The following is a 19,070-nucleotide window of genomic DNA, read 5'->3' as shown; positions in this document are numbered from 1 at the left end:
GGGATGCAACCCCCTCCGGCCATGCTATCGAAGCAGGAGAAATGTCATGAGCAAACTGTTGGACCGCTTTCGTTACTTCAAAACTAAAGGCGACAGTTTCGCCGATGGGCACGGACAGGTGTATCACACCAACCGCGACTGGGAGGACAGCTATCGTCAGCGCTGGCAGTTCGACAAGATTGTGCGCTCCACCCACGGCGTGAACTGTACCGGCTCCTGTAGCTGGAAGATTTATGTCAAAAATGGCCTGGTGACCTGGGAAACCCAGCAAACCGACTATCCACGCACCCGCCCTGACCTGCCCAACCACGAACCGCGCGGCTGCCCGCGTGGCGCAAGCTATTCCTGGTATCTCTACAGCGCCAACCGACTCAAATATCCGCTGGTGCGCCGCAGGTTAATTGAACTCTGGCGAGAAGCGCTGGCGCAGCATACCGGTCCGGTGCTGGCCTGGGATGCCATTCAGAACGATCCGCAGAAAGCGCAGAGCTACAGGAAAGCGCGCGGAAAAGGCGGTTTTATCCGCTCAAACTGGAAAGAGCTGAACCAGCTGATTGCCGCCGCCAACGTCTGGACCATCAAAAATTATGGCCCCGATCGCGTCGCCGGTTTTTCCCCTATCCCGGCGATGTCGATGGTCTCTTACGCCGCCGGGACCCGCTATCTCTCGCTGCTGGGCGGCACCTGCCTTAGCTTTTACGACTGGTACTGCGATCTGCCTCCGGCCTCCCCAATGACCTGGGGGGAGCAGACCGATGTGCCGGAGTCCGCAGACTGGTATAACTCCAGCTACATCATTGCCTGGGGCTCGAACGTGCCGCAGACGCGTACCCCGGACGCCCACTTTTTCACCGAGGTGCGCTACAAAGGCACCAAAACCGTCGCCATTACGCCGGACTTCTCGGAAGTCGCGAAGCTGAGCGACCAGTGGCTGGCGCCTAAACAGGGCACCGACAGCGCCCTCGCCATGGCAATGGGCCATGTGATCCTTAAAGAGTTCCACCTCGATAACCCGAGCGACTACTTCCTCAACTACTGCCGCCGCTACACCGACATGCCGATGCTGGTCCTGCTGGACGAACAGGCCGATGGTCGCGTCGTACCGGGGCGGATGCTGCGGGCCTCAGACCTTGTCGACGGGCTGGGTGAAGCCAATAATCCTGAATGGAAAACGGTCGCCTTTGATATTGCCGGGAATCTGGTGGTGCCAAACGGTTCCATCGGCTTCCGCTGGGGAGAAAAAGGCAAATGGAACCTGGAGCCCCGGGCGGCAGGCCATGAAAGCGAGCTGACCCTCTCCCTGCTGATTACGCACGATAGCGTCGCAGATGTCGCCTTCCCCTACTTTGGCGGTAATGAGAACCCGCATTTTCGCAGCGTGAAGCAGGAGCCGGTGCTGACGCGCCGCGTGCCGAGCAAAACCCTGACGCTCGCCGACGGTCGCGAGAAACGGGTAGTCAGCGTTTACGATCTGGTGCTGGCGAACTACGGCCTCGATCGTGGTCTGCAGGACAGTAACGCCGCAGACAGCTATGACCAGATCAAAGCCTACACTCCCGCATGGGGAGAGCAGATCACCGGCGTACCCGCGTATCTGATTGAAAAAATCGCCCGCGAGTTTGCCGACACGGCGCACAAAACGCACGGGCGGTCGATGATTATCCTCGGTGCCGGGGTGAATCACTGGTACCACATGGACATGAACTACCGCGGGATGATCAACATGCTGGTCTTCTGCGGCTGCGTCGGGCAGAGCGGTGGCGGCTGGTCGCACTATGTGGGCCAGGAGAAACTGCGTCCGCAAACCGGCTGGCTGCCGCTGGCCTTTGCGCTGGACTGGAACCGCCCGCCACGTCAGATGAACAGCACGTCATTCTTTTACAACCACGCCAGCCAGTGGCGCTATGAGAAGCTGACTGCGCAGGAGCTCCTCTCCCCGCTGGCGGATGCCACCCAATTCACCGGGCACCTGATCGACTTCAACGTTCGCGCCGAGCGCATGGGCTGGTTGCCCTCGGCGCCGCAGCTCAACCTGAACCCGTTGCACATTAAGGCACGTGCCGATGCGGCGGGCATGACGCCGCAGGACTACACCGTTCAGGGGCTAAAATCGGGTGACGTTCGCTTCGCCTGCGAGCAACCCGATAACGGCAAGAACCACCCGCGTAACCTGTTTGTCTGGCGCTCTAACCTGCTTGGCTCGTCCGGGAAAGGTCACGAGTACATGCTGAAATACCTGCTCGGCACCGAGAGCGGCATTCAGGGTGAAGATTTGGGTTCCACAGACGACGTGAAGCCTGAAGAGGTCGAATGGCAAACTGCTGCCATCGAGGGCAAGCTCGATCTGCTGGTGACGCTCGACTTCCGCATGTCCAGCACCAGTCTGTTCTCCGATATCGTCCTGCCGACTGCCACCTGGTACGAAAAAGACGATATGAATACCTCGGACATGCACCCGTTTATTCACCCGCTCTCCGCCGCCGTCGATCCGGCGTGGGAATCGCGCAGCGACTGGGAGATCTACAAAGGCATCGCCAGGGTCTTCTCCGAGGTGTGCGTCGGTCACCTGGGCAACGAAACCGACGTGGTTCTGCAACCGTTGCAGCACGACTCTCCGGCGGAACTCTCTCAGCCGTTTGATATCCAGGACTGGCGCAAAGGTGAATGCGATTTGATCCCCGGCAAAACCGCGCCAAACATTGCGGTCGTTGAGCGAAACTACCCGGAAACTTACGAGCGCTTTACGTCTCTTGGCCCTCTGATGGACAAGCTCGGTAACGGCGGAAAAGGCATATCGTGGAATACTCAGAACGAGGTCGATTTCCTCGGCAAGCTCAATTACGTCAAGCCCGACGGCCCGGCAAAAGGTCGTCCGCGGATTGAAACCGCCATTGACGCTTCAGAGGTGATCCTCGCCCTCGCGCCGGAAACCAACGGTCAGGTGGCGGTTAAGGCCTGGCAAGCGCTTGGGGAGTTGACCGGACGTGACCACACGCATCTGGCGCTGAACAAAGAAGACGAGAAAATTCGCTTCCGCGACATCCAGGCGCAGCCGCGCAAAATCATCTCCAGCCCTACCTGGTCCGGTCTTGAGAGCGAGCACGTCTCCTATAACGCGGGTTATACCAACGTTCATGAGCTCATCCCCTGGCGCACCCTTTCCGGTCGTCAGCAGCTGTATCAGGATCACCCGTGGATGCGTGCTTTCGGGGAGAGTCTGGTGGCCTACCGTCCGCCGATTGATACCCGTAGCGTGAGCCATATGCGCGAGATCCCGCCGAACGGCTTCCCGGAAAAAGCGCTTAACTTCCTGACGCCGCATCAGAAATGGGGCATTCACTCCACCTACAGCGAAAACCTCCTGATGCAGACCCTGTCGCGCGGCGGGCCGATTGTCTGGATAAGCGAGACCGACGCGCGTGAGCTGGGCATTGAGGACAACGACTGGATCGAAGCCTTTAACGCTAACGGCGCCCTCACCGCCCGCGCGGTAGTCAGCCAGCGCGTGCCGCCGGGCATGACCATGATGTACCACGCTCAGGAGCGCATTCTGAACATTCCGGGCTCTGAAGTGACCGGCCGTCGCGGGGGGATCCACAACTCCGTTACCCGCGTCTGCCCGAAACCGACGCACATGATCGGCGGCTATGCGCAGCTGGCGTACAGCTTTAACTATTACGGCACCGTCGGCTCGAACCGCGACGAATTCATCATGATCCGCAAAATGAAAAACATTAACTGGCTGGATGGCGAAGGTCGGGATCAGGTACAGGAGACGAAAAAATGAAAATACGCTCACAGGTTGGCATGGTTCTGAATCTCGATAAATGCATCGGCTGCCACACCTGCTCGGTCACCTGTAAGAACGTCTGGACCGGGCGTGAAGGCATGGAATATGCGTGGTTCAACAACGTCGAAACCAAGCCGGGCATTGGCTATCCAAAAAACTGGGAAGACCAGGATGAGTGGCAAGGCGGCTGGATCCGAGGGATCCACGGCAAACTGACCCCGCGTCTCGGCGGCAAAATGGGCGTTCTGTCGAAAATTTTCGCTAACCCTGTTCTGCCGCAAATTGACGATTACTATGAACCCTTCACCTTTGATTATCAGGACCTGCATCGCGCCCCGGAGGGGGATCATCTCCCTACCGCCCGCCCTCGCTCGCTGATTGACGGCAAGCGGATGGATAAAATCGTTTGGGGGCCTAACTGGGAGGAGCTGCTGGGCGGTGAGTTCGAAAAGCGCGCCCGCGACCGCAACTTTCAGAAGATCCAGAAGGAGATGTACGGCCAGTTTGAAAATACCTTCATGATGTACCTGCCGCGCCTGTGCGAGCACTGTCTGAACCCGAGCTGCGTCGCCACCTGCCCGAGCGGTGCCATCTACAAGCGCGAAGAGGACGGCATTGTGCTGATTGACCAGGACAAGTGCCGCGGCTGGCGTCTGTGTATCAGCGGTTGCCCGTACAAGAAAATCTACTTCAACTGGAAGAGCGGTAAATCCGAGAAATGCATCTTCTGCTACCCGCGCATTGAGTCCGGCCAGCCGACCGTTTGCTCAGAAACCTGCGTCGGGCGCATTCGCTATCTCGGCGTGCTGCTGTACGACGCGGACCGCATTGAAGAAGCGGCCAGCACCGAGCACGAAACCGATCTGTACGAACGTCAGTGCGACGTGTTCCTGAATCCGCACGATCCGGCGGTCATCGAAGAAGCGCTGAAACAGGGTATTCCGGCGAACGTCATTGAGGCAGCGCAAAAATCGCCTGTTTATAAAATGGCGATGGACTGGAAGCTGGCTCTGCCGCTGCACCCGGAATACCGCACCCTGCCGATGGTCTGGTACGTGCCACCGCTGTCACCGATTCAGTCCTACGCGGATGCCGGCGGCCTGCCGCAGAGTGATGGCGTACTGCCTGCTGTCGAAAGCCTGCGCATCCCGGTGCAGTATCTGGCAAATATGCTTAGCGCAGGTGACCTAGGCCCGGTGCTGCGAGCTCTGAAACGCATGATGGCGATGCGCCACTACAAACGCTCCCAGACCGTGGAAGGCGTGACCGATACTCGCGCCATCGAAGAAGTCGGCCTGACCGAAGCGCAGGTTGAGGAGATGTACCGCTATCTGGCTATTGCGAATTACGAAGATCGCTTCGTGATCCCCACCAGCCACCGTGAAATGGCGCGCGACGCGTTCCCGGAGAAAAACGGCTGCGGCTTCACCTTTGGTGACGGTTGCCACGGCTCCGACACCAAATTCAACCTCTTCAACAGCAGCCGCATCGATGCCATCAACATTACCGAGGTGCGCGAACATGGGGAGGGAGAATAATGCAGATCCTCAAGATCGTCGCGCTGTTGATTGAGTATCCCGATGACACGCTGTGGGAGAACCGTGATGAAGCGCTCTCGTTGATTGCGCAGGACGCGCCCATGCTGCTGCCGTTTGCCCGACAGCACCTGAGCGCCCCGCTGCTGGATAAACAGGCCGAGTGGTGTGAAGTGTTCGAACGCGGGCGCGCGACTTCGCTGCTGCTGTTCGAGCACGTTCACGCCGAATCCCGCGATCGCGGCCAGGCGATGGTTGACCTGATGAGTCAGTATGAAAAAGCGGGCCTGGTGCTGGACTGCCGTGAACTACCGGATTACCTGCCGCTCTATCTGGAATATCTCAGCATCGTAACCGACGACGAAGCGCGTGAGGGATTGCAGAACGTCGCGCCAATCCTCGCCCTGGTTGGCGGTCGTCTGAAACAGCGCGGCGTGGCGCATTATCAGCTGTTTGACGCCCTGCTCGCCCTCGCCGGAAGCCGCCTTTCAAGTGACAGTGTCACTCAACAGGTGTCAGGCGAGAAACGCGACGACACCCGCCAGGCGCTGGATGCCGTGTGGGAAGAGGAACAGGTGAAGTTTATCGAAGACAACGCCACATCGTGCGACAGCTCGCCGATGCAGCACTATCAACGACGCTTTAGCCAGGACGTCGCGCCGCAGTACGTGGACGTCAGTGCCGGAGGCCCAAAATGACACATTACCTGAACGTGTTTTTCTATGACATTTACCCCTACATCTGCGCCACCGTTTTTTTCCTCGGCAGCTGGCTGCGTTACGACTACGGGCAGTACACCTGGCGCGCCTCGTCGAGCCAGATGCTCAGCAAACGCGGTATGAACTGGGCCTCTAACCTATTTCACATCGGGATCCTGGGGATTTTCTTCGGCCACCTGTTCGGCATGTTAACCCCGCACTGGATGTATGCCTGGTTTTTGCCCGTCGCGGTTAAACAGCAGTTGGCCATGATTGCGGGCGGGATTTGCGGCGTGCTGACACTCATCGGTGGGTCAATGCTGCTGATCCGCCGCCTGTTCAACCAGCGCGTGCGTGCAACGTCCACCACGCCGGATATCATCATCATGAGTATCCTGCTGATCCAGTGCATTCTTGGGCTGTCGACCATTCCGTTCTCCGCTCAGTATCCGGACGGAAGCGAGATGATGAAGCTGGTCGGCTGGGCACAGGGGATCGTGACGTTTAAGGGCGGCTCGTCGGAGATGTTAAGCGGCGTCGCACCGATCTTCCGCGTACATCTGGTGCTGGGGATGACGATCTTCCTTATCTTCCCGTTCACCCGCCTGGTCCACGTCTGGAGCGCGCCGTTTGAGTATTTTACCCGGCGGTATCAGGTGGTGAGATCGCGCCGCTGAGTGTGTCGGGTGGCGAGGTAAACGTAAAACGGCAATCTTCATTGCCGTTTTTTATGTTTGCGCCTTCTCCCCGTGGGCTGACGAATCCCCAATAATTTTTTAACCTGAAGCGATTTATGTGACATCAGGATTATGAATGCCTTACAGCGATGCCCTGGCACGTTCACCGGTCATGTCGTTACAGAGTAGCAAGGAACATAAAGTGAACGGAATGACCGCCAGAGCCGTATGTTCCCCCTCACCCCAACCCTCTCCCTCAAGGGAGAGGGGGTCGTCTGTGCGGGTATTATTTTGTGGGGATCCCTCAGCCTTTGGTAGAGGGCCCCGCGTGCACGGTACGCTATCCCCTATTTTCCTGCCTGCGGATGCGTATCAAACCCCGCCATCACCGCCGTCAATTCTGCTAGTGTAAAGCCGTGCTTCGGATCGTCAACCCCAAGACCAAACCGCGACTGCATCAGCTGATACAGCGCCTCTGCATCCGGCAAATGGATCTGCTCCTCCACATGGCCATTCTGCCAGTGGGTGAAGTTGAAGTTGGTCAGCGTCAGCTTGCCGCCGTCCGGCAGATGGCGGCACATCAGCAGATGATGGCGGAAATGCGATTGCGGCCAGTGCGCCGACCAGAAGTTCCCCATAACATAATCACTGAAATATTGCGTCGTCAGGTCAAAGTGATACATCGACTGCCAGTGTTCATGATGGCGGAACTGCAGCACCCAGTCGTTCCCCTCGCTCAGCAGACGATACTGCCCGTGCGGCGTTTCCTGTTCTTCGTTAGCCAGCAGACGAATCGGCGCCGTCAGCGTCTGGCCGCCAAACCCAACGTCAGCAATCCAGCGTTCACCGTTAAGCTCGACCAGCAGCAGGCGGTGCGTACGCGGCGGCATCTGCGACGGATTCGCCAGGACCACGCGCCCGAGCACGCTGCGCACCTTAAACCCGACGTCACGCAAGACTCGCTCAAAAAGGCCGTTTTGCTCAAAGCAATATCCCCCACGGCGCGCGGTCACCAGTTTGTCCTCCAGACATTGATCTTCGAGATGAATTTCGCGCGGCAGGACGACATCAATATTTTCGAATGGAATGGCGCAGTTGTGGTGTAAATGCAGCGCGCGCACGGTATCGATATCTACCCGTGTGGGTTGCGTCCAGCCGATACGCGCGAAATAGCCAGTCAGAAATGGGGACATGCATCAGTTTCCTTTGAGGGTGGTGTTCTGTTTATAAACTAATTTTGCGCATTCATTTTGATTTACGTGCTTTTTCGCCATACTCATCGTGTAGATGAGGAGATCCTATGAGCCACTTTCGCCCTGTTGAATTGCGTCATGCCAGCCGCCTGCTGAACCACGGTCCTACCGTACTGATTACCAGTCGGGATGAATCTCTCGACAGACGCAACGTGATGGCCGCCGCATGGTCAATGCCCGTGGAGTTTGAACCGCCGCGCATCGCTATCGTGGTGGACAAAAGTACCTGGTCGCGCGAGCTGATTGAGCGCAGCGGGAAGTTTGGGATTGTCATTCCCGGCGTAGCGGCGGCCAACTGGACTTACGCGGTCGGCAGCGTCAGCGGGCGCGACGAGGACAAATTCAACTGCTACGGCATTCCGGTCGTAAACGGCCCTGAACTCGGCCTGCCGGTTATCGAAGAAAAATGTCTGGCGTGGATGGAGTGCCGGTTATTACCCGTTACCTCCGCGGCGGAAAAATATGACACATTGTTTGGCGAAGTGGTTTCGGCGGCAGCAGATGAGCGCGCGTTCGTCGCCGGACGCTGGCAGTTTGACGGGGATAAACGGAATACGCTGCATCATCTTGGGGCCGGGACGTTTGTGACGAGCGGGAAGATGGTGAAGGCTCTGGATTGAATTCATCAATGTCATTGCATTAAATTATAATAATTTTCTATGACATTTTATGTTTATCATAATCCTGTAAATCGGAGGATATTTCTGGAGTTGCTGCGGATGCAAACTCTTATTGAGGAAATATCAATGTCATGGAATAAAGAAGGCGCAATCTCCTATGCGAAATCGCACGCACAACCGAAGAGCACGGGTTATTGTGCTCACTACGTCACCGAAGCAATCAGAATGGGTGGGAGATTAAAGATTCCCAATACGCGTCTGGCAAAAGATATGGGACGGACATTGGTCAATGCAGGTTTCCGCTTAGTGTATGATCAACCCCACGCCGGAGACGTAGCCGTTATTCAGAATATTGTTGGTCACGATAGCGGGCACGTTTGCATATACGATGGTCAGCAGTGGATTAGCGATTTCATACAACGCACCCTGTATCCAGGGCAAGCATACCGTACTATGCAACCCCATTATGAACTGTTCAGGCACGACTAATGAAAATACTCTTCTTTGTTCTTTTCGCCCTGTCTCCTTTCGCGGTCGCAGAGAGCATCTCTGCACCGGAACAGGCTGCGCTTAAATTCAATCAGTGGTATATCGCGCAGTTAAATCAGAATAAACCGCCAGTACTGAATCCCGACATCATGAATGATTACGTTACCTCAGGAACAATTGCAGCAATTAAAAAAATGTACTCAGGCGACAGCAACGAAAAAGATATGCCCGATGCGGATATGTTCATCAAGTCTCAGGATTGGGACGAAGACTGGAATCAGATCACCGTCTTGCATTCTGAGTTTGATGCGGTTTGCACAAACGTTTATATCGCGTTTGGTAAAAAACAAGATCACGTTGTGGCAGATTGTCTCGTTCAGGAGAAAGGTAAATGGAAAATCCGATCGGCAACGCTGATTAAGTAAAAGATGATACAAGGAAAAGACACATGGTAGCCCAGGGACTACCATGTGCACTTCATTAACTCTTCGCGCGCTTCGAAATAATCTCATCCGCAACATTCCGCGGTGCTTCCGCAAAATGATGGAACTCCATCGTATACGTCGCGCGTCCCTGGGACATCGAGCGTAATGTCGTGGCGTAGCCAAACATCTCGGCCAGCGGCACGTCAGCGCGGATAATCTGGCTGCCGTACTGCTCTTCCATGCCCTGCACCATGCAGCGTCGGGAGGAGAGATCGCCCATGATGTTACCGGCGTACTCTTCCGGTGTTTCCACCTCCACGTGCATGATCGGCTCAAGAATCACCGGATCCGCCCTGCGAGCGCCCTCTTTGAAACCAAGGATTGCCGCCATGCGGAACGCCATCTCCGAGGAGTCGACATCGTGGTACGAGCCAAACGTCAGCGTCGCTTTAACATCGACAACCGGATAGCCCGCCAGCACACCGCTGTTCATGGCCTCCCGCAGCCCTTTCTCAACGGACGGGATATACTCGCGTGGCACCACGCCGCCCTTGGTCGCATCCTCAAACGTAAAGCCACTGCCAGGTTCTGTCGGCTCCAGGCTCAGGACAACATGGCCATACTGCCCTTTACCACCGGACTGACGGACAAACTTACCTTCGATATCCTTCACCGCCTTACGCAGGGTTTCACGGTAGGTCACCTGTGGACGACCAATGTTCGCCTCGACGCCAAACTCACGCTTCATACGGTCGACGATAATCTCCAGGTGTAACTCACCCATTCCGGAAATAATGGTCTGACCGGACTCTTCGTCAGTATGCAGACGGAACGACGGATCTTCCGCTGCCAGACGCTGCAGCGCGATCCCCATTTTCTCCTGATCGCCTTTGGTTTTCGGCTCGATTGCCAGCGAGATAACCGGATCCGGGAACTCCATGCGTTCAAGCGTGATAACGGCGTTCGGGTCGGTGAGCGTATCACCTGTGGTCACGTCTTTCAGCCCAACGCAGGCCGCGATGTCCCCGGCGCGCAGTTCATCCACCTCGTGACGGTCGTTGGCGTGCATCAGCACAATACGCCCGATGCGCTCTTTTTTTCCTTTCACCGGGTTATAGACCGCATCACCTTTACGCAGCACGCCAGAGTAAACGCGGATAAAGGTCAGTTGCCCGACATACGGGTCGCTCATCAGCTTGAATGCCAGGGCGGAGAACGGCTCATCATCGCTCGGATGACGCTCCGCGTGCTGCCCTTTTTCATCCACGCCATCAATGGCCGGCACGTCCAGCGGGGACGGCATCAGCTCAATCACCGCATCAAGCATGCGCTGCACGCCTTTGTTTTTGAACGCGCTGCCGCACAGCATCGGCTGGATTTCGCCAGAAATGGTGCGGATACGCAGGCCTTTAATCATGTCCGCTTCCGTCAGATCCCCCGTTTCGAGGTACTTATCCATCAGCTCATCGCTGGCTTCTGCCGCGGCAGAGACCATTTTTTCCCGCCATTCCTGGGCAGTACTGACGAGATCGTCCGGCACGGGTGCATAGGTAAACACCATGCCCTGAGTGGCATCGTCCCACAAAATGGTGCGCATCTTGATGAGGTCCACCACGCCGGTGAAGTGCTCTTCCGCGCCAACCGGAATCACAATCGGCACCGGGTTGGCCTTCAGGCGTTCCTGCATCATCCGCACCACGCGGAAGAAATCGGCCCCCGGGCGGTCCATTTTGTTAACAAACGCAATGCGAGGAACTTTGTATTTGTTCGCCTGACGCCAGACGGTTTCCGACTGTGGCTGCACGCCACCCACGGAGTCATACACCATGACCGCGCCGTCGAGCACGCGCATGGAACGTTCGACCTCAATGGTGAAATCCACGTGCCCCGGGGTGTCGATGATGTTGATCCGGTGCGGTTCAAACCCTCTGTCCATGCCTGGCCAGAAGCAGCTGACCGCTGCGGAGGTAATCGTGATCCCGCGCTCTTGCTCCTGCGCCATCCAGTCAGTGGTTGCCGCGCCATCGTGTACTTCACCCAGCTTATGGCTCATCCCGGTATAAAACAGGATGCGCTCAGTGGTGGTTGTTTTACCGGCATCGATATGCGCGGAGATACCGATGTTGCGATAACGTTCGAGAGGGATGGGTCGGGGCATACTATTTCCTTAAGTCTTTCTGACTTGTCTGTGACGACCGGGATGGTCGTGTATTCGTTCGTTTGCTATAATAGTCCTATTGTACGAGTATTATCGAACTATTTTTTACGGGTTGACCTATTGTTGATATAGCTCAATCTGACGCCATACGCAGGAAAACGATGATCCCAAACCACCCTGAAACTGAACAAATACTGCTGGAAAATGTGCTGTTTGCCCTCGGCAACCCGCTCCGGCTGTCAATTATCCGCCGACTTGCCGACGGCGACGAACTCAGCTGTAACGCGCTTCGCCCGGAAGATGTGGTGAAATCCACCATGACCCACCACTGGCGCGTATTGCGGGACAGCGGCGTAATCTGGCAGCGTCCGCAGGGACGAGAAAACATGATTTCTTTGCGAAGAGACGATCTGGATACCCGTTTTCCAGGGCTGATGGAGATACTTTTGCAGGCTAAATGATAAGAGTACGTCTGGTTTAATGCCCCTTAAAAATTTAAGGGGCACACGGACAGCGAAGGGATTTATCTTACGTGCATACGATATTCAATCATCCCGCTTTTTTTCGCAATCCAGTCGTACAATCGTTGCGCGCGATAATTGGCTTCATGCGTATGCCAGTAAAGATGGCTGGCGTGATGTTTTCTTGCTTCTCTCTGCACATATTCTATTAACTGTTTGCCCGTGTGTTTGCCCCTTGCTGCATCGCTGACATATAAATCTTCGAGGTAGCAATAATCGCTCTCGGACCAGGTCGAACGGTGAAAAAGATAATGCGCAAACCCCACCACCTCTCCATTGCATCGTGCCACTACGCAGAATACTGGCTCAACGGGGCTGAAAAATCGTTGCCAGGTTCGTTCTGTCACTGCCCCGGATAGATCGACGTTGTAAAATTCCTGATATTTTCTCCATAGTGGCATCCAGCTTTCAAAATCACGTTCTTTAACTGCCTCAATGGTCACGCTCGTATTATTCATATTGCCTCTGTGCTTATCCCGTATTTGTTTCAGGAAGAGTGTATTCGCTGAATGGCCCGTTTTGCCCCGCCAATTCTCATCATAAAGGCAGACCAATTTTTCATCCTGCTACATGCACTATTGCTTTAGAATCAAGGGATACAGAGGGAAAAGTGGACAACATAATGTTTAAGCACGCGCAGCTTGAAACGGTTAAGGCATGGATTTCCGACCCTGCAAACGGTTCACTACCGCTTCATGAAAGGATCCAGAGAGCGATACGCACATTGATACTTGAAGGGACCTTGTCGCACGGTAAGGCGCTTCCTGCTTCACGTGCGCTGGCTACCTCATTGAATGTTTCGCGGGATACGGTTGAAGCAGCCTATTCCAGCCTGCATGCAGAAGGTTTTATTGAGCGGCAAACAGGCAGAGGGAGCTTCGTCTCTTCCAGCGCCCGGTTTTTAAAACCACGTATCCGACAGCATCCGCCAACCGCGGAAACACGAAAAGCAAAACTTAGCGCCCGTGGAAAGGTCATCTATGAAAGTGGCGGGATCCGCGAGTTTTCTTCGCCACGTCCGCTGGCGCCCGGTATCCCCGAAACCCGCCTGTTCCCCATTCCAACCTGGGAGCGTCTTCAGCGGCAGGTCCTGAAGGAATATCAGCACAAAATACTGGAGCAAAGTCCACCGCAGGGCATGGAGCGCTTACGGCGGGCCATCGCGGAATATGTCAATCTTGAGCGCGGGACACGTGCGAGTGCAGAACAGGTGATCGTTCTGACAAGTTCTCAACAGGCGCTAGCGCTCTGTTCACACGTGCTGCTGGACAACGGGGAGAGTATTGTCATTGAAGATCCCACCTATCAAGGGGCACACAAAGCGTTTAAGGCTGCCGGACTGCACCCTGTCCCGGTTCCTCTTGATGAAAAAGGCATATCCGTTGACGCACTTAATTCGCTAACCGAACCTGCCAGAGCTATCTACCTTACGCCTTCTCATCAGTATCCAACCGGGGTGACGCTCTCTCTTGACCGACGACTGGCCGTCATTGACTGGGCAAACCGTCACGCCGCCTGGATCATTGAGGATGACTATGACAGTGAGTTTCACTATGAAGGAAAGCCTATGGCCTGCCTTCAGGGGCTGGATGCTTACAACCGGACAATTTATATCGGCACGTTCACCAAGTCGCTGTTCCCCGGGCTACGTATTGCGTACATGATCGTCCCCTCAGAACTGACCGAGCCCTTTACCATGGCCAGGACATTAATGGACGGCCATACCGCATCAATAACTCAACTGACGCTGGCTAAATTTTTGGAGGGTGGCCATTTTGGTGCCTATATTCGCAAGATGAGGAACGTTTATGTTGCTCGTCGCGACAAACTGGCCAGCCTGATGGACGAGTATCTTTCTGATTATGTTGTGTACGCAACGCCAGCGGGTGGCATGCAGATGCCTTGCCACCTGAGGCACGGGTTATCCGAGAAGGATATTGCCGCCGCGGCCCGTCGCGCTGATATTGATATATTAGGACTTACCGGCTTATATGCAGTCAGCCCGGTATCCACCGGTTTTTTAATGGGATTTGCCGCTTACACCGAAAGGGAAATAGAAGACGCGGTAAAAAAGCTGGCCGCAATTTTCCGGTCATGTTGTTATCTCTCGCCACTGTAGATACTCGACAGCAGCCCTGGTGGCCTGCGGACTATGCGCCGTACCGCAGGCCCTCACCGCATGGTGAGGGCAGGATGCTCCCTTAGTGCTGGACGCCCGAGCGGTCAGTAAGCTCGTCGGCGGAGAGAATATCAGCTCGCGATGCCACGCTCTTGCGGCGGGCGTACCTGTCCGGCTGGCCTTCCGGGCGCGTTTTGAAGCGTCGGTGGAGCCACATATACTGCTCCGGTGCCATCAGCACGGCTCGCTCGATAGCCCTGTTCATCTGCGTTGCAACCGTCTCTTTGTCAGCACCCTGCAACGACGCGCTGATATCCTCAAGAATAATAAGTTCGTAACCGGTACCGTCCGCCCTGCGACGCGGCACGAACGGAATCACGGCGGGCTGAGCGCTTTTTACCAGCATATAGCTCCCTGCCGTGGTTGCGGCATCCGGGACAGCAAAGAAGGGTGCAAACACGCTGTTAGCCTTGCCATAGTCGTGATCCGGGGCGTACCACAGAATCTCATTCTGCTTCAGGGCGCGGATCATCCCTTTTAAATCATGACGGTCCAGCATGGTTTTATTAGAACGCAGACGCCCGCGCGTCTGAAGCCAGTCCAGCAACGCATTATTATTCGGACGATAAACCCCAATCCCCGGGTTGAGCATGCCAAAAATCCGCGCGCCCAGTTCAAGGGTGAGAAAATGCATGCCAACCAGCACCACGCCCTTTCCTTGCGCCCTGGCCTGCTCCATATGCTCATACCCGCGCACGGTAAAGCATTTACGCACCCGCCACTCGGGCCAGAACCACGCCATGCCGGTTTCAATTACCCCCATTCCCACGGATTCAAAGTTACGCTGCAGCAAGGCTTCACGCTCCTCTGCTTTCATCTGCGGGAAGCATAGCTCAAGGTTGCGGCGGGCAATCGCCACGCGGCGAGGGAGAAGGCGCATAGCCAGCCGCCCGAGGCGATGTCCAATTCTGAATAACAGCGGATAAGGCAGTAGCATAATGAGCCATAGCGCGGCGATGCCTGTCCAGCTTAGCCAGTATCGAGGATGGAAAAAGGCAGGTGAAAACCGGGGTAATTTTGTCATGAGAAAATTATCCTTTAACGTTGCTGTCCTTAATTGATTCTGTTGTCGATCTTTCCTAAGGATTTATAAAATGTCAGTCAGGAACGTAAAGTGTACCGGATAAGATTAAACTTATTTTTATCGTTTTTTGCGGAAAGAAGGCTGGAGAGGCAGACAAAGCCGGGTAAGACGAAGCGGCCACCCGGCATAAAACTTACATTGAATATCCCGGTTTCTTAATCAGGTCATCCATCTTCGGGGCGATCTCGGTATCCCAGACCTGGGCTTTCCAGTCTGCTTCCTGAACTTCATTCAGCGCTACCGAAATGGAACGGTCTTTACTGTTAAGATGGCGCGTAATCACTTCGGCAATATCGGCCGCCAGCGCGGTTTTTTGTTCGTCGTTGAGATCGCGGGGAAAGTATTTGATATCTACGTGTGGCATATGCAGGTTTCCTGTTGTGGTTGAGCGCTTCACGTTATCAGATAATAGTATTTGCCTTTAACACCTTGTGCAGTTCTGGCAGCTGACAGACGGTATCGGCGATCGCTGTAAATTTCGGGGTATTGGCAGCAAACCAGTCGTGACGAGGCCCCCAGGTGCGCGCCACGGCAATATACACATCCAGCAGCGTCAGTCGTTCTCCCAATGCAAACGGCGCGGCTTTAAGCTGACTTTCGAACCATAAATAGAGGGATTTCCGGTACGCAATGCAGTTTTTCTGCAACTGTTCCGGTGCGTCGGGCGCCCAGCGTTCGGGATAATCTGCAAACGTAAAAGTGGGATAGACGTTAGCCACAAACCAGATAAGCAAACGCTGAAACTGCTGGCGTTCGGCCTGCCCCACGGGCGGCGCAAGATCGGGACAACGGTCGAGTACCATCAGGGCAATCGCCGCCGTTTCGGTCATGATGGCGCCATTTTCCAGCGCCAGCGTGGGCACCTGACACAGCGGATTGAGCTTTTGCAGCAACTCACGCTGCGGACCAGGCTGGTCAAACCCGTCCACGTTCACAAACTGATAAGGGATATCGGCCAGGGTCAGCATCACTTCACTGATTGTCGAGCCCCAGCCGGGTACGCCATAAAGTTTCATCATGTTGCCCCCTCAGGGATGAAAACCCTAAGTGTAGAGCACCATTAGTAGGTTATCCCAGGCGGGTTGACCTCCGACTGCGTGACCGCTTCGCCCTGTTCACCCCAGCGCGCCAGCACCTTCTGGTACTCACCCCGCGCAATCGCCCCGTCCAGCGCGGCCTGCAGGGCGTACACCAGCCCATTCCCCTTTTTCGTGGTCGTGGCGACAAAGGCTTTCTTTGGGCCTAACCCCACGACACGCGTTTTTCCGGTGAGCGCCGCTTTCCAGGACGAAACCGACTGCGGACCAAATAACACATCCGCCCGGCCAGACTGAATATAGAGATTGCCCGAGGCATCGTCGTGGAGATAGACCGGCAGCGCAGGTTCGCGTCCCGCCTTTTTATTCTCCTCGTTCCAGCCCAGCAGGATGCGCTCCTGATTGGTCCCCGAGCCGACAATCACCTTTTTCCCGGCCAGATCTTCCGGGCTTTTGATCGACTGAATCTCGCTGGTGGATTTCACCGAGAACGCCAGCGAATCGACGCGGTAGGTCGCAAAATCAAACTTCTCTTTACGCTGTTCGGTCACCGCAATGTTCACCAGCGCCACGTCGTAGCGTCCGGAGGCGATCCCCAGCGGCCAGTCTTCCCACGCCGTCGGTATCAGCTTCAGCTTGAGCCCCAGGCTACCCGCCAGCAGGCGGGCGATATCCGGATCGCTGCCGATGCGCGTGCGATTGTCGCTGGCCAGCAGCGCCAGCGGTGGAGAGTTCAGCATGGAAACGGCAACCGTAAGCGTTCCCGGCTCAACGAACCTGTAGTTCGCGGGGATCTTCGCCACCGCCTGCCGATCCACCGTCACCGGCAGCGGCTGCTCGTTGGCCTGCACATCAATCCCGGCGTGGCTCACCGTCGTGAAGAACAACCCAACCAGACATCCATATTTCATCTGCGCTCCTTACAGCACTTTAGAGAGGAACTGGCGCGTTCGCGGGTGCGACGGACGGTTTAAAACGTCGTCGCTGTTGCCCTGCTCCACAATTTTCCCGTCGACCATAAATACCACCTGATCCGCCACTTCCCGGGCAAAGCCGATCTCATGCGTGACCACCACCAGCGTGGTGCCAGAGCGGGCCAGCTTTTTGATGACGTCCAGGACTTCCCCCACCAGCTCCGGATCCAGCGCCGAGGTAGGCTCGTCAAACAGCATTACGCGCGGACGCAGCGCCAGCGCACGGGCAATGGCAATGCGCTGCTGCTGGCCGCCGGAGAGATGGCGGGACCAGGCGTCCGCTTTATCCCTTAGCCCCACCACATCCAGCAGGCTATATGCCCATTCCACCGCCTCTTTCCTGCTGAGCTTTTTATGCGCGATGGGCGCCTCAATCAGATTTTCCAGCACCGTGAGATGCGGAAAGAGATTGAAGTTCTGAAACACGTAACCCACGTTGACGCGCTGCCTGAGGATCTCGTTCTCTTTCAGTTCGTAAAGCCTGTCACCCTGACGACGGTAGCCAATGTAGTCCCCGTCGATCTGGATGAAGCCTTCGTCGACGCGCTCCAGGTGGTTAATGGTGCGTAGCAGCGTCGATTTACCCGAGCCGGACGGCCCGAGGATCACCGTTACGGAGCCCGGCGGGATCTCAAGCGTGACGTTGTCGAGCGCTTTATGGCGGCCAAAATATTTGCTGACGCCGGTAATTGAAATATGTCCTTCAGGAGAGGCTTGCATGGACGGGCTCCTGTGCTGGCGTGGTGGTGACAGCGCGGCTACGACGGGTGGCGCTGTTCTGGTTCACGGCGGAGCGGCGTTCGCTGCGGGCGAGCCCGCGCTCAACACCATACTGGATAGCGGACAGAACGGTGGTGATCGCCAGGTACCACGCGGCACCGACCATCAGCAGCGGGATCACCTCCTGCGTGCGGTTGTAGATCATCTGGATGGTATAGAACAGCTCCGGCATCGCCAGGACATACACCATCGCCGTACCCTTGGCGAGACTGATAATTTCATTGAACCCCGAGGGCAATATGGTACGCAGCGCCTGGGGCAGAATGATCCGCACCGTGCGACGCCATGCGGGCAGGCCGAGCGCGGCGGCAGCCTCATACTGGCCGTGATCGACCCCGAGGAATCCGCCACGAATGATCTCGGCGGTATAGGCACTCTGAACGAGGGTTAACCCCACCACCGCGGTAGAAAATTGCCCGAGCACGTTGATGGTTTCAAAGCTGCCCCAGGTGATGCCGGTGAACGGTACGCCGAGCGAGAGCGTGTCGTAGAGATAGGAGAAGTTGTAGAGGATGATCAGCACGACTATGAGCGGCAGCGAGCGGAACAACCAGATGTAGCCCCACGCCAGGCTGCTTAACAGCCAGGAGGAAGAGAGTCTCGCCAGCGCCAGCAGGCCGCCAATCACCACGCTCAGCGCGGTGCCGATCAGGGTCAGCAGCAGGGTCTGCCCGACACCTGCGAGGATCACCGGGTCAAAGAACCAGCGGGCAAACACCGCCCACTCCCAGCGCGGGTTAAAGGCCACGGACTGGATCACAACGGCCAGGATAAACAGGGCCACCACGGCGCCGACGGTCCGCAGCGGATAACGCGCCGGGACCACCTTAATGGTTTCAACGTTGCTCAT

General features: G+C 56.2%; 18 protein-coding genes. 9 read left to right on the top strand and 9 right to left on the bottom strand.

All coding sequences use genetic code 11. The annotated features are described in order from the left end of the window. Positions 1-46: 46 nt before the first annotated feature. The 4 genes from O1723_RS10275 to narI are packed head-to-tail and all read left to right on the top strand — an operon-like array spanning position 47 to position 6,700. A complete protein-coding gene (locus tag O1723_RS10275) occupies positions 47-3,787 on the top strand; it encodes a nitrate reductase subunit alpha (protein ID WP_248191042.1) in 3,741 nt (1,246 codons plus the stop codon). Next, on the top strand, positions 3,784-5,328 hold the full coding sequence (narH, locus tag O1723_RS10270; protein ID WP_023337341.1) for a nitrate reductase subunit beta: 1,545 nt from the start codon (positions 3,784-3,786) through the stop codon (positions 5,326-5,328). The genes O1723_RS10275 and narH overlap by 4 nt, the downstream gene beginning before the upstream one ends. Next, complete coding sequence (gene narW / locus O1723_RS10265) at positions 5,328-6,023, top strand: nitrate reductase molybdenum cofactor assembly chaperone (protein WP_014883922.1); 696 nt, start codon at positions 5,328-5,330, stop codon at positions 6,021-6,023. The genes narH and narW overlap by 1 nt, the downstream gene beginning before the upstream one ends. Further along, positions 6,020-6,700, top strand: a complete 681-nt coding sequence (gene narI / locus O1723_RS10260; RefSeq protein WP_014883923.1) for a respiratory nitrate reductase subunit gamma — start codon at positions 6,020-6,022, stop codon at positions 6,698-6,700. Before narW ends, narI begins: the two co-directional genes overlap by 4 nt. A gap of 347 nt (positions 6,701-7,047) precedes the next feature. Here narI and nhoA read toward each other — a convergent pair whose 3' ends face one another. Next, positions 7,048-7,893 carry an N-hydroxyarylamine O-acetyltransferase gene (gene nhoA, locus O1723_RS10255; protein ID WP_014883924.1) on the bottom strand — a complete coding sequence of 282 codons (846 nt, stop codon included), beginning with the start codon at positions 7,891-7,893 and terminating at the stop codon, positions 7,048-7,050. Positions 7,894-8,000: 107 nt separating this feature from the next. Here nhoA and O1723_RS10250 point away from each other — a divergent pair, with 107 nt between their 5' ends. The 3 genes from O1723_RS10250 to O1723_RS10240 all read left to right on the top strand — a co-directional run bounded on the left by O1723_RS10250 (position 8,001) and on the right by O1723_RS10240 (position 9,487). Then, positions 8,001-8,573 (top strand): flavin reductase family protein, encoded by a 573-nt coding sequence (locus tag O1723_RS10250; RefSeq protein WP_014883925.1) that lies wholly within the window; start codon positions 8,001-8,003, stop codon positions 8,571-8,573. A 126-nt stretch (positions 8,574-8,699) separates the two neighbouring features. Next, a complete protein-coding gene (locus O1723_RS10245) occupies positions 8,700-9,062 on the top strand; it encodes a hypothetical protein (RefSeq protein WP_023330481.1) in 363 nt (120 codons plus the stop codon). Then, positions 9,062-9,487 carry a DUF3828 domain-containing protein gene (locus O1723_RS10240; protein ID WP_014883927.1) on the top strand — a complete coding sequence of 142 codons (426 nt, stop codon included), beginning with the start codon at positions 9,062-9,064 and terminating at the stop codon, positions 9,485-9,487. Before O1723_RS10245 ends, O1723_RS10240 begins: the two co-directional genes overlap by 1 nt. A gap of 55 nt (positions 9,488-9,542) precedes the next feature. On the opposite strand, the gene fusA is transcribed toward O1723_RS10240, so the two are convergent. Then, a complete protein-coding gene (gene fusA / locus O1723_RS10235; protein WP_248191039.1) occupies positions 9,543-11,645 on the bottom strand; it encodes an elongation factor G in 2,103 nt (700 codons plus the stop codon). A 161-nt stretch (positions 11,646-11,806) separates the two neighbouring features. Between fusA and O1723_RS10230 the strand changes: the two genes are divergently transcribed. Beyond that, complete coding sequence (locus O1723_RS10230) at positions 11,807-12,106, top strand: ArsR/SmtB family transcription factor (RefSeq protein WP_014883928.1); 300 nt, start codon at positions 11,807-11,809, stop codon at positions 12,104-12,106. 62 nt (positions 12,107-12,168) lie between these two features. On the opposite strand, the gene O1723_RS10225 is transcribed toward O1723_RS10230, so the two are convergent. After that, positions 12,169-12,624 (bottom strand): GNAT family N-acetyltransferase, encoded by a 456-nt coding sequence (locus tag O1723_RS10225; protein ID WP_023337343.1) that lies wholly within the window; start codon positions 12,622-12,624, stop codon positions 12,169-12,171. A gap of 164 nt (positions 12,625-12,788) precedes the next feature. On the opposite strand from O1723_RS10225, the gene pdxR reads away from it, so the two are divergent. Then, the gene (gene pdxR / locus O1723_RS10220) at positions 12,789-14,285 is read left to right on the top strand and encodes a MocR-like pyridoxine biosynthesis transcription factor PdxR (protein WP_014883930.1); all 1,497 of its coding nucleotides are present in this window, start codon (positions 12,789-12,791) and stop codon (positions 14,283-14,285) included. Positions 14,286-14,367: 82 nt separating this feature from the next. Here pdxR and O1723_RS10215 read toward each other — a convergent pair whose 3' ends face one another. The 6 genes from O1723_RS10215 to O1723_RS10190 form a co-directional block, all read right to left on the bottom strand. Then, positions 14,368-15,369 (bottom strand): Kdo(2)-lipid IV(A) acyltransferase, encoded by a 1,002-nt coding sequence (locus tag O1723_RS10215; RefSeq protein ID WP_023337344.1) that lies wholly within the window; start codon positions 15,367-15,369, stop codon positions 14,368-14,370. A 193-nt stretch (positions 15,370-15,562) separates the two neighbouring features. Beyond that, complete coding sequence (pptA, locus tag O1723_RS10210) at positions 15,563-15,793, bottom strand: tautomerase PptA (RefSeq protein WP_014883932.1); 231 nt, start codon at positions 15,791-15,793, stop codon at positions 15,563-15,565. A gap of 37 nt (positions 15,794-15,830) precedes the next feature. Beyond that, positions 15,831-16,448 carry a glutathione S-transferase family protein gene (locus O1723_RS10205; RefSeq protein WP_014883933.1) on the bottom strand — a complete coding sequence of 206 codons (618 nt, stop codon included), beginning with the start codon at positions 16,446-16,448 and terminating at the stop codon, positions 15,831-15,833. Positions 16,449-16,489: 41 nt separating this feature from the next. After that, positions 16,490-17,377 (bottom strand): transporter substrate-binding domain-containing protein, encoded by an 888-nt coding sequence (locus O1723_RS10200; RefSeq protein WP_014883934.1) that lies wholly within the window; start codon positions 17,375-17,377, stop codon positions 16,490-16,492. A 9-nt stretch (positions 17,378-17,386) separates the two neighbouring features. Next, on the bottom strand, positions 17,387-18,160 hold the full coding sequence (locus O1723_RS10195) for an amino acid ABC transporter ATP-binding protein (protein ID WP_248191038.1): 774 nt from the start codon (positions 18,158-18,160) through the stop codon (positions 17,387-17,389). After that, positions 18,144-19,070 (bottom strand): amino acid ABC transporter permease, encoded by a 927-nt coding sequence (locus O1723_RS10190; protein ID WP_014883936.1) that lies wholly within the window; start codon positions 19,068-19,070, stop codon positions 18,144-18,146. The genes O1723_RS10195 and O1723_RS10190 overlap by 17 nt, the downstream gene beginning before the upstream one ends.

The sequence above is a fragment of the Enterobacter cloacae complex sp. HYC080_NIDB genome (assembly GCF_056673325.1).
Note: the sequence above shows the minus strand (reverse complement) of the source record. Positions and strands in the feature narration are given on the sequence as shown.

Excerpts from the sequence above, each read along its gene's own strand:
- O1723_RS10275 (WP_248191042.1), top strand. The coding sequence starts at position 47 with ATGAGCAAACTGTTGGACCGCTTTCGTTACTTCAAAACTAAAGGCGAC.
- narH (WP_023337341.1), top strand. The coding sequence starts at position 3,784 with ATGAAAATACGCTCACAGGTTGGCATGGTTCTGAATCTCGATAAATGC.
- narW (WP_014883922.1), top strand. The coding sequence starts at position 5,328 with ATGCAGATCCTCAAGATCGTCGCGCTGTTGATTGAGTATCCCGATGAC.
- narI (WP_014883923.1), top strand. The coding sequence starts at position 6,020 with ATGACACATTACCTGAACGTGTTTTTCTATGACATTTACCCCTACATC.
- nhoA (WP_014883924.1), bottom strand. The coding sequence starts at position 7,893 with ATGTCCCCATTTCTGACTGGCTATTTCGCGCGTATCGGCTGGACGCAA.
- O1723_RS10250 (WP_014883925.1), top strand. The coding sequence starts at position 8,001 with ATGAGCCACTTTCGCCCTGTTGAATTGCGTCATGCCAGCCGCCTGCTG.
- O1723_RS10245 (WP_023330481.1), top strand. The coding sequence starts at position 8,700 with ATGTCATGGAATAAAGAAGGCGCAATCTCCTATGCGAAATCGCACGCA.
- O1723_RS10240 (WP_014883927.1), top strand. The coding sequence starts at position 9,062 with ATGAAAATACTCTTCTTTGTTCTTTTCGCCCTGTCTCCTTTCGCGGTC.
- fusA (WP_248191039.1), bottom strand. The coding sequence starts at position 11,645 with ATGCCCCGACCCATCCCTCTCGAACGTTATCGCAACATCGGTATCTCC.
- O1723_RS10230 (WP_014883928.1), top strand. The coding sequence starts at position 11,807 with ATGATCCCAAACCACCCTGAAACTGAACAAATACTGCTGGAAAATGTG.
- O1723_RS10225 (WP_023337343.1), bottom strand. The coding sequence starts at position 12,624 with ATGAATAATACGAGCGTGACCATTGAGGCAGTTAAAGAACGTGATTTT.
- pdxR (WP_014883930.1), top strand. The coding sequence starts at position 12,789 with ATGTTTAAGCACGCGCAGCTTGAAACGGTTAAGGCATGGATTTCCGAC.
- O1723_RS10215 (WP_023337344.1), bottom strand. The coding sequence starts at position 15,369 with ATGACAAAATTACCCCGGTTTTCACCTGCCTTTTTCCATCCTCGATAC.
- pptA (WP_014883932.1), bottom strand. The coding sequence starts at position 15,793 with ATGCCACACGTAGATATCAAATACTTTCCCCGCGATCTCAACGACGAA.
- O1723_RS10205 (WP_014883933.1), bottom strand. The coding sequence starts at position 16,448 with ATGATGAAACTTTATGGCGTACCCGGCTGGGGCTCGACAATCAGTGAA.
- O1723_RS10200 (WP_014883934.1), bottom strand. The coding sequence starts at position 17,377 with ATGAAATATGGATGTCTGGTTGGGTTGTTCTTCACGACGGTGAGCCAC.
- O1723_RS10195 (WP_248191038.1), bottom strand. The coding sequence starts at position 18,160 with ATGCAAGCCTCTCCTGAAGGACATATTTCAATTACCGGCGTCAGCAAA.
- O1723_RS10190 (WP_014883936.1), bottom strand. The coding sequence starts at position 19,070 with ATGAGCAACGTTGAAACCATTAAGGTGGTCCCGGCGCGTTATCCGCTG.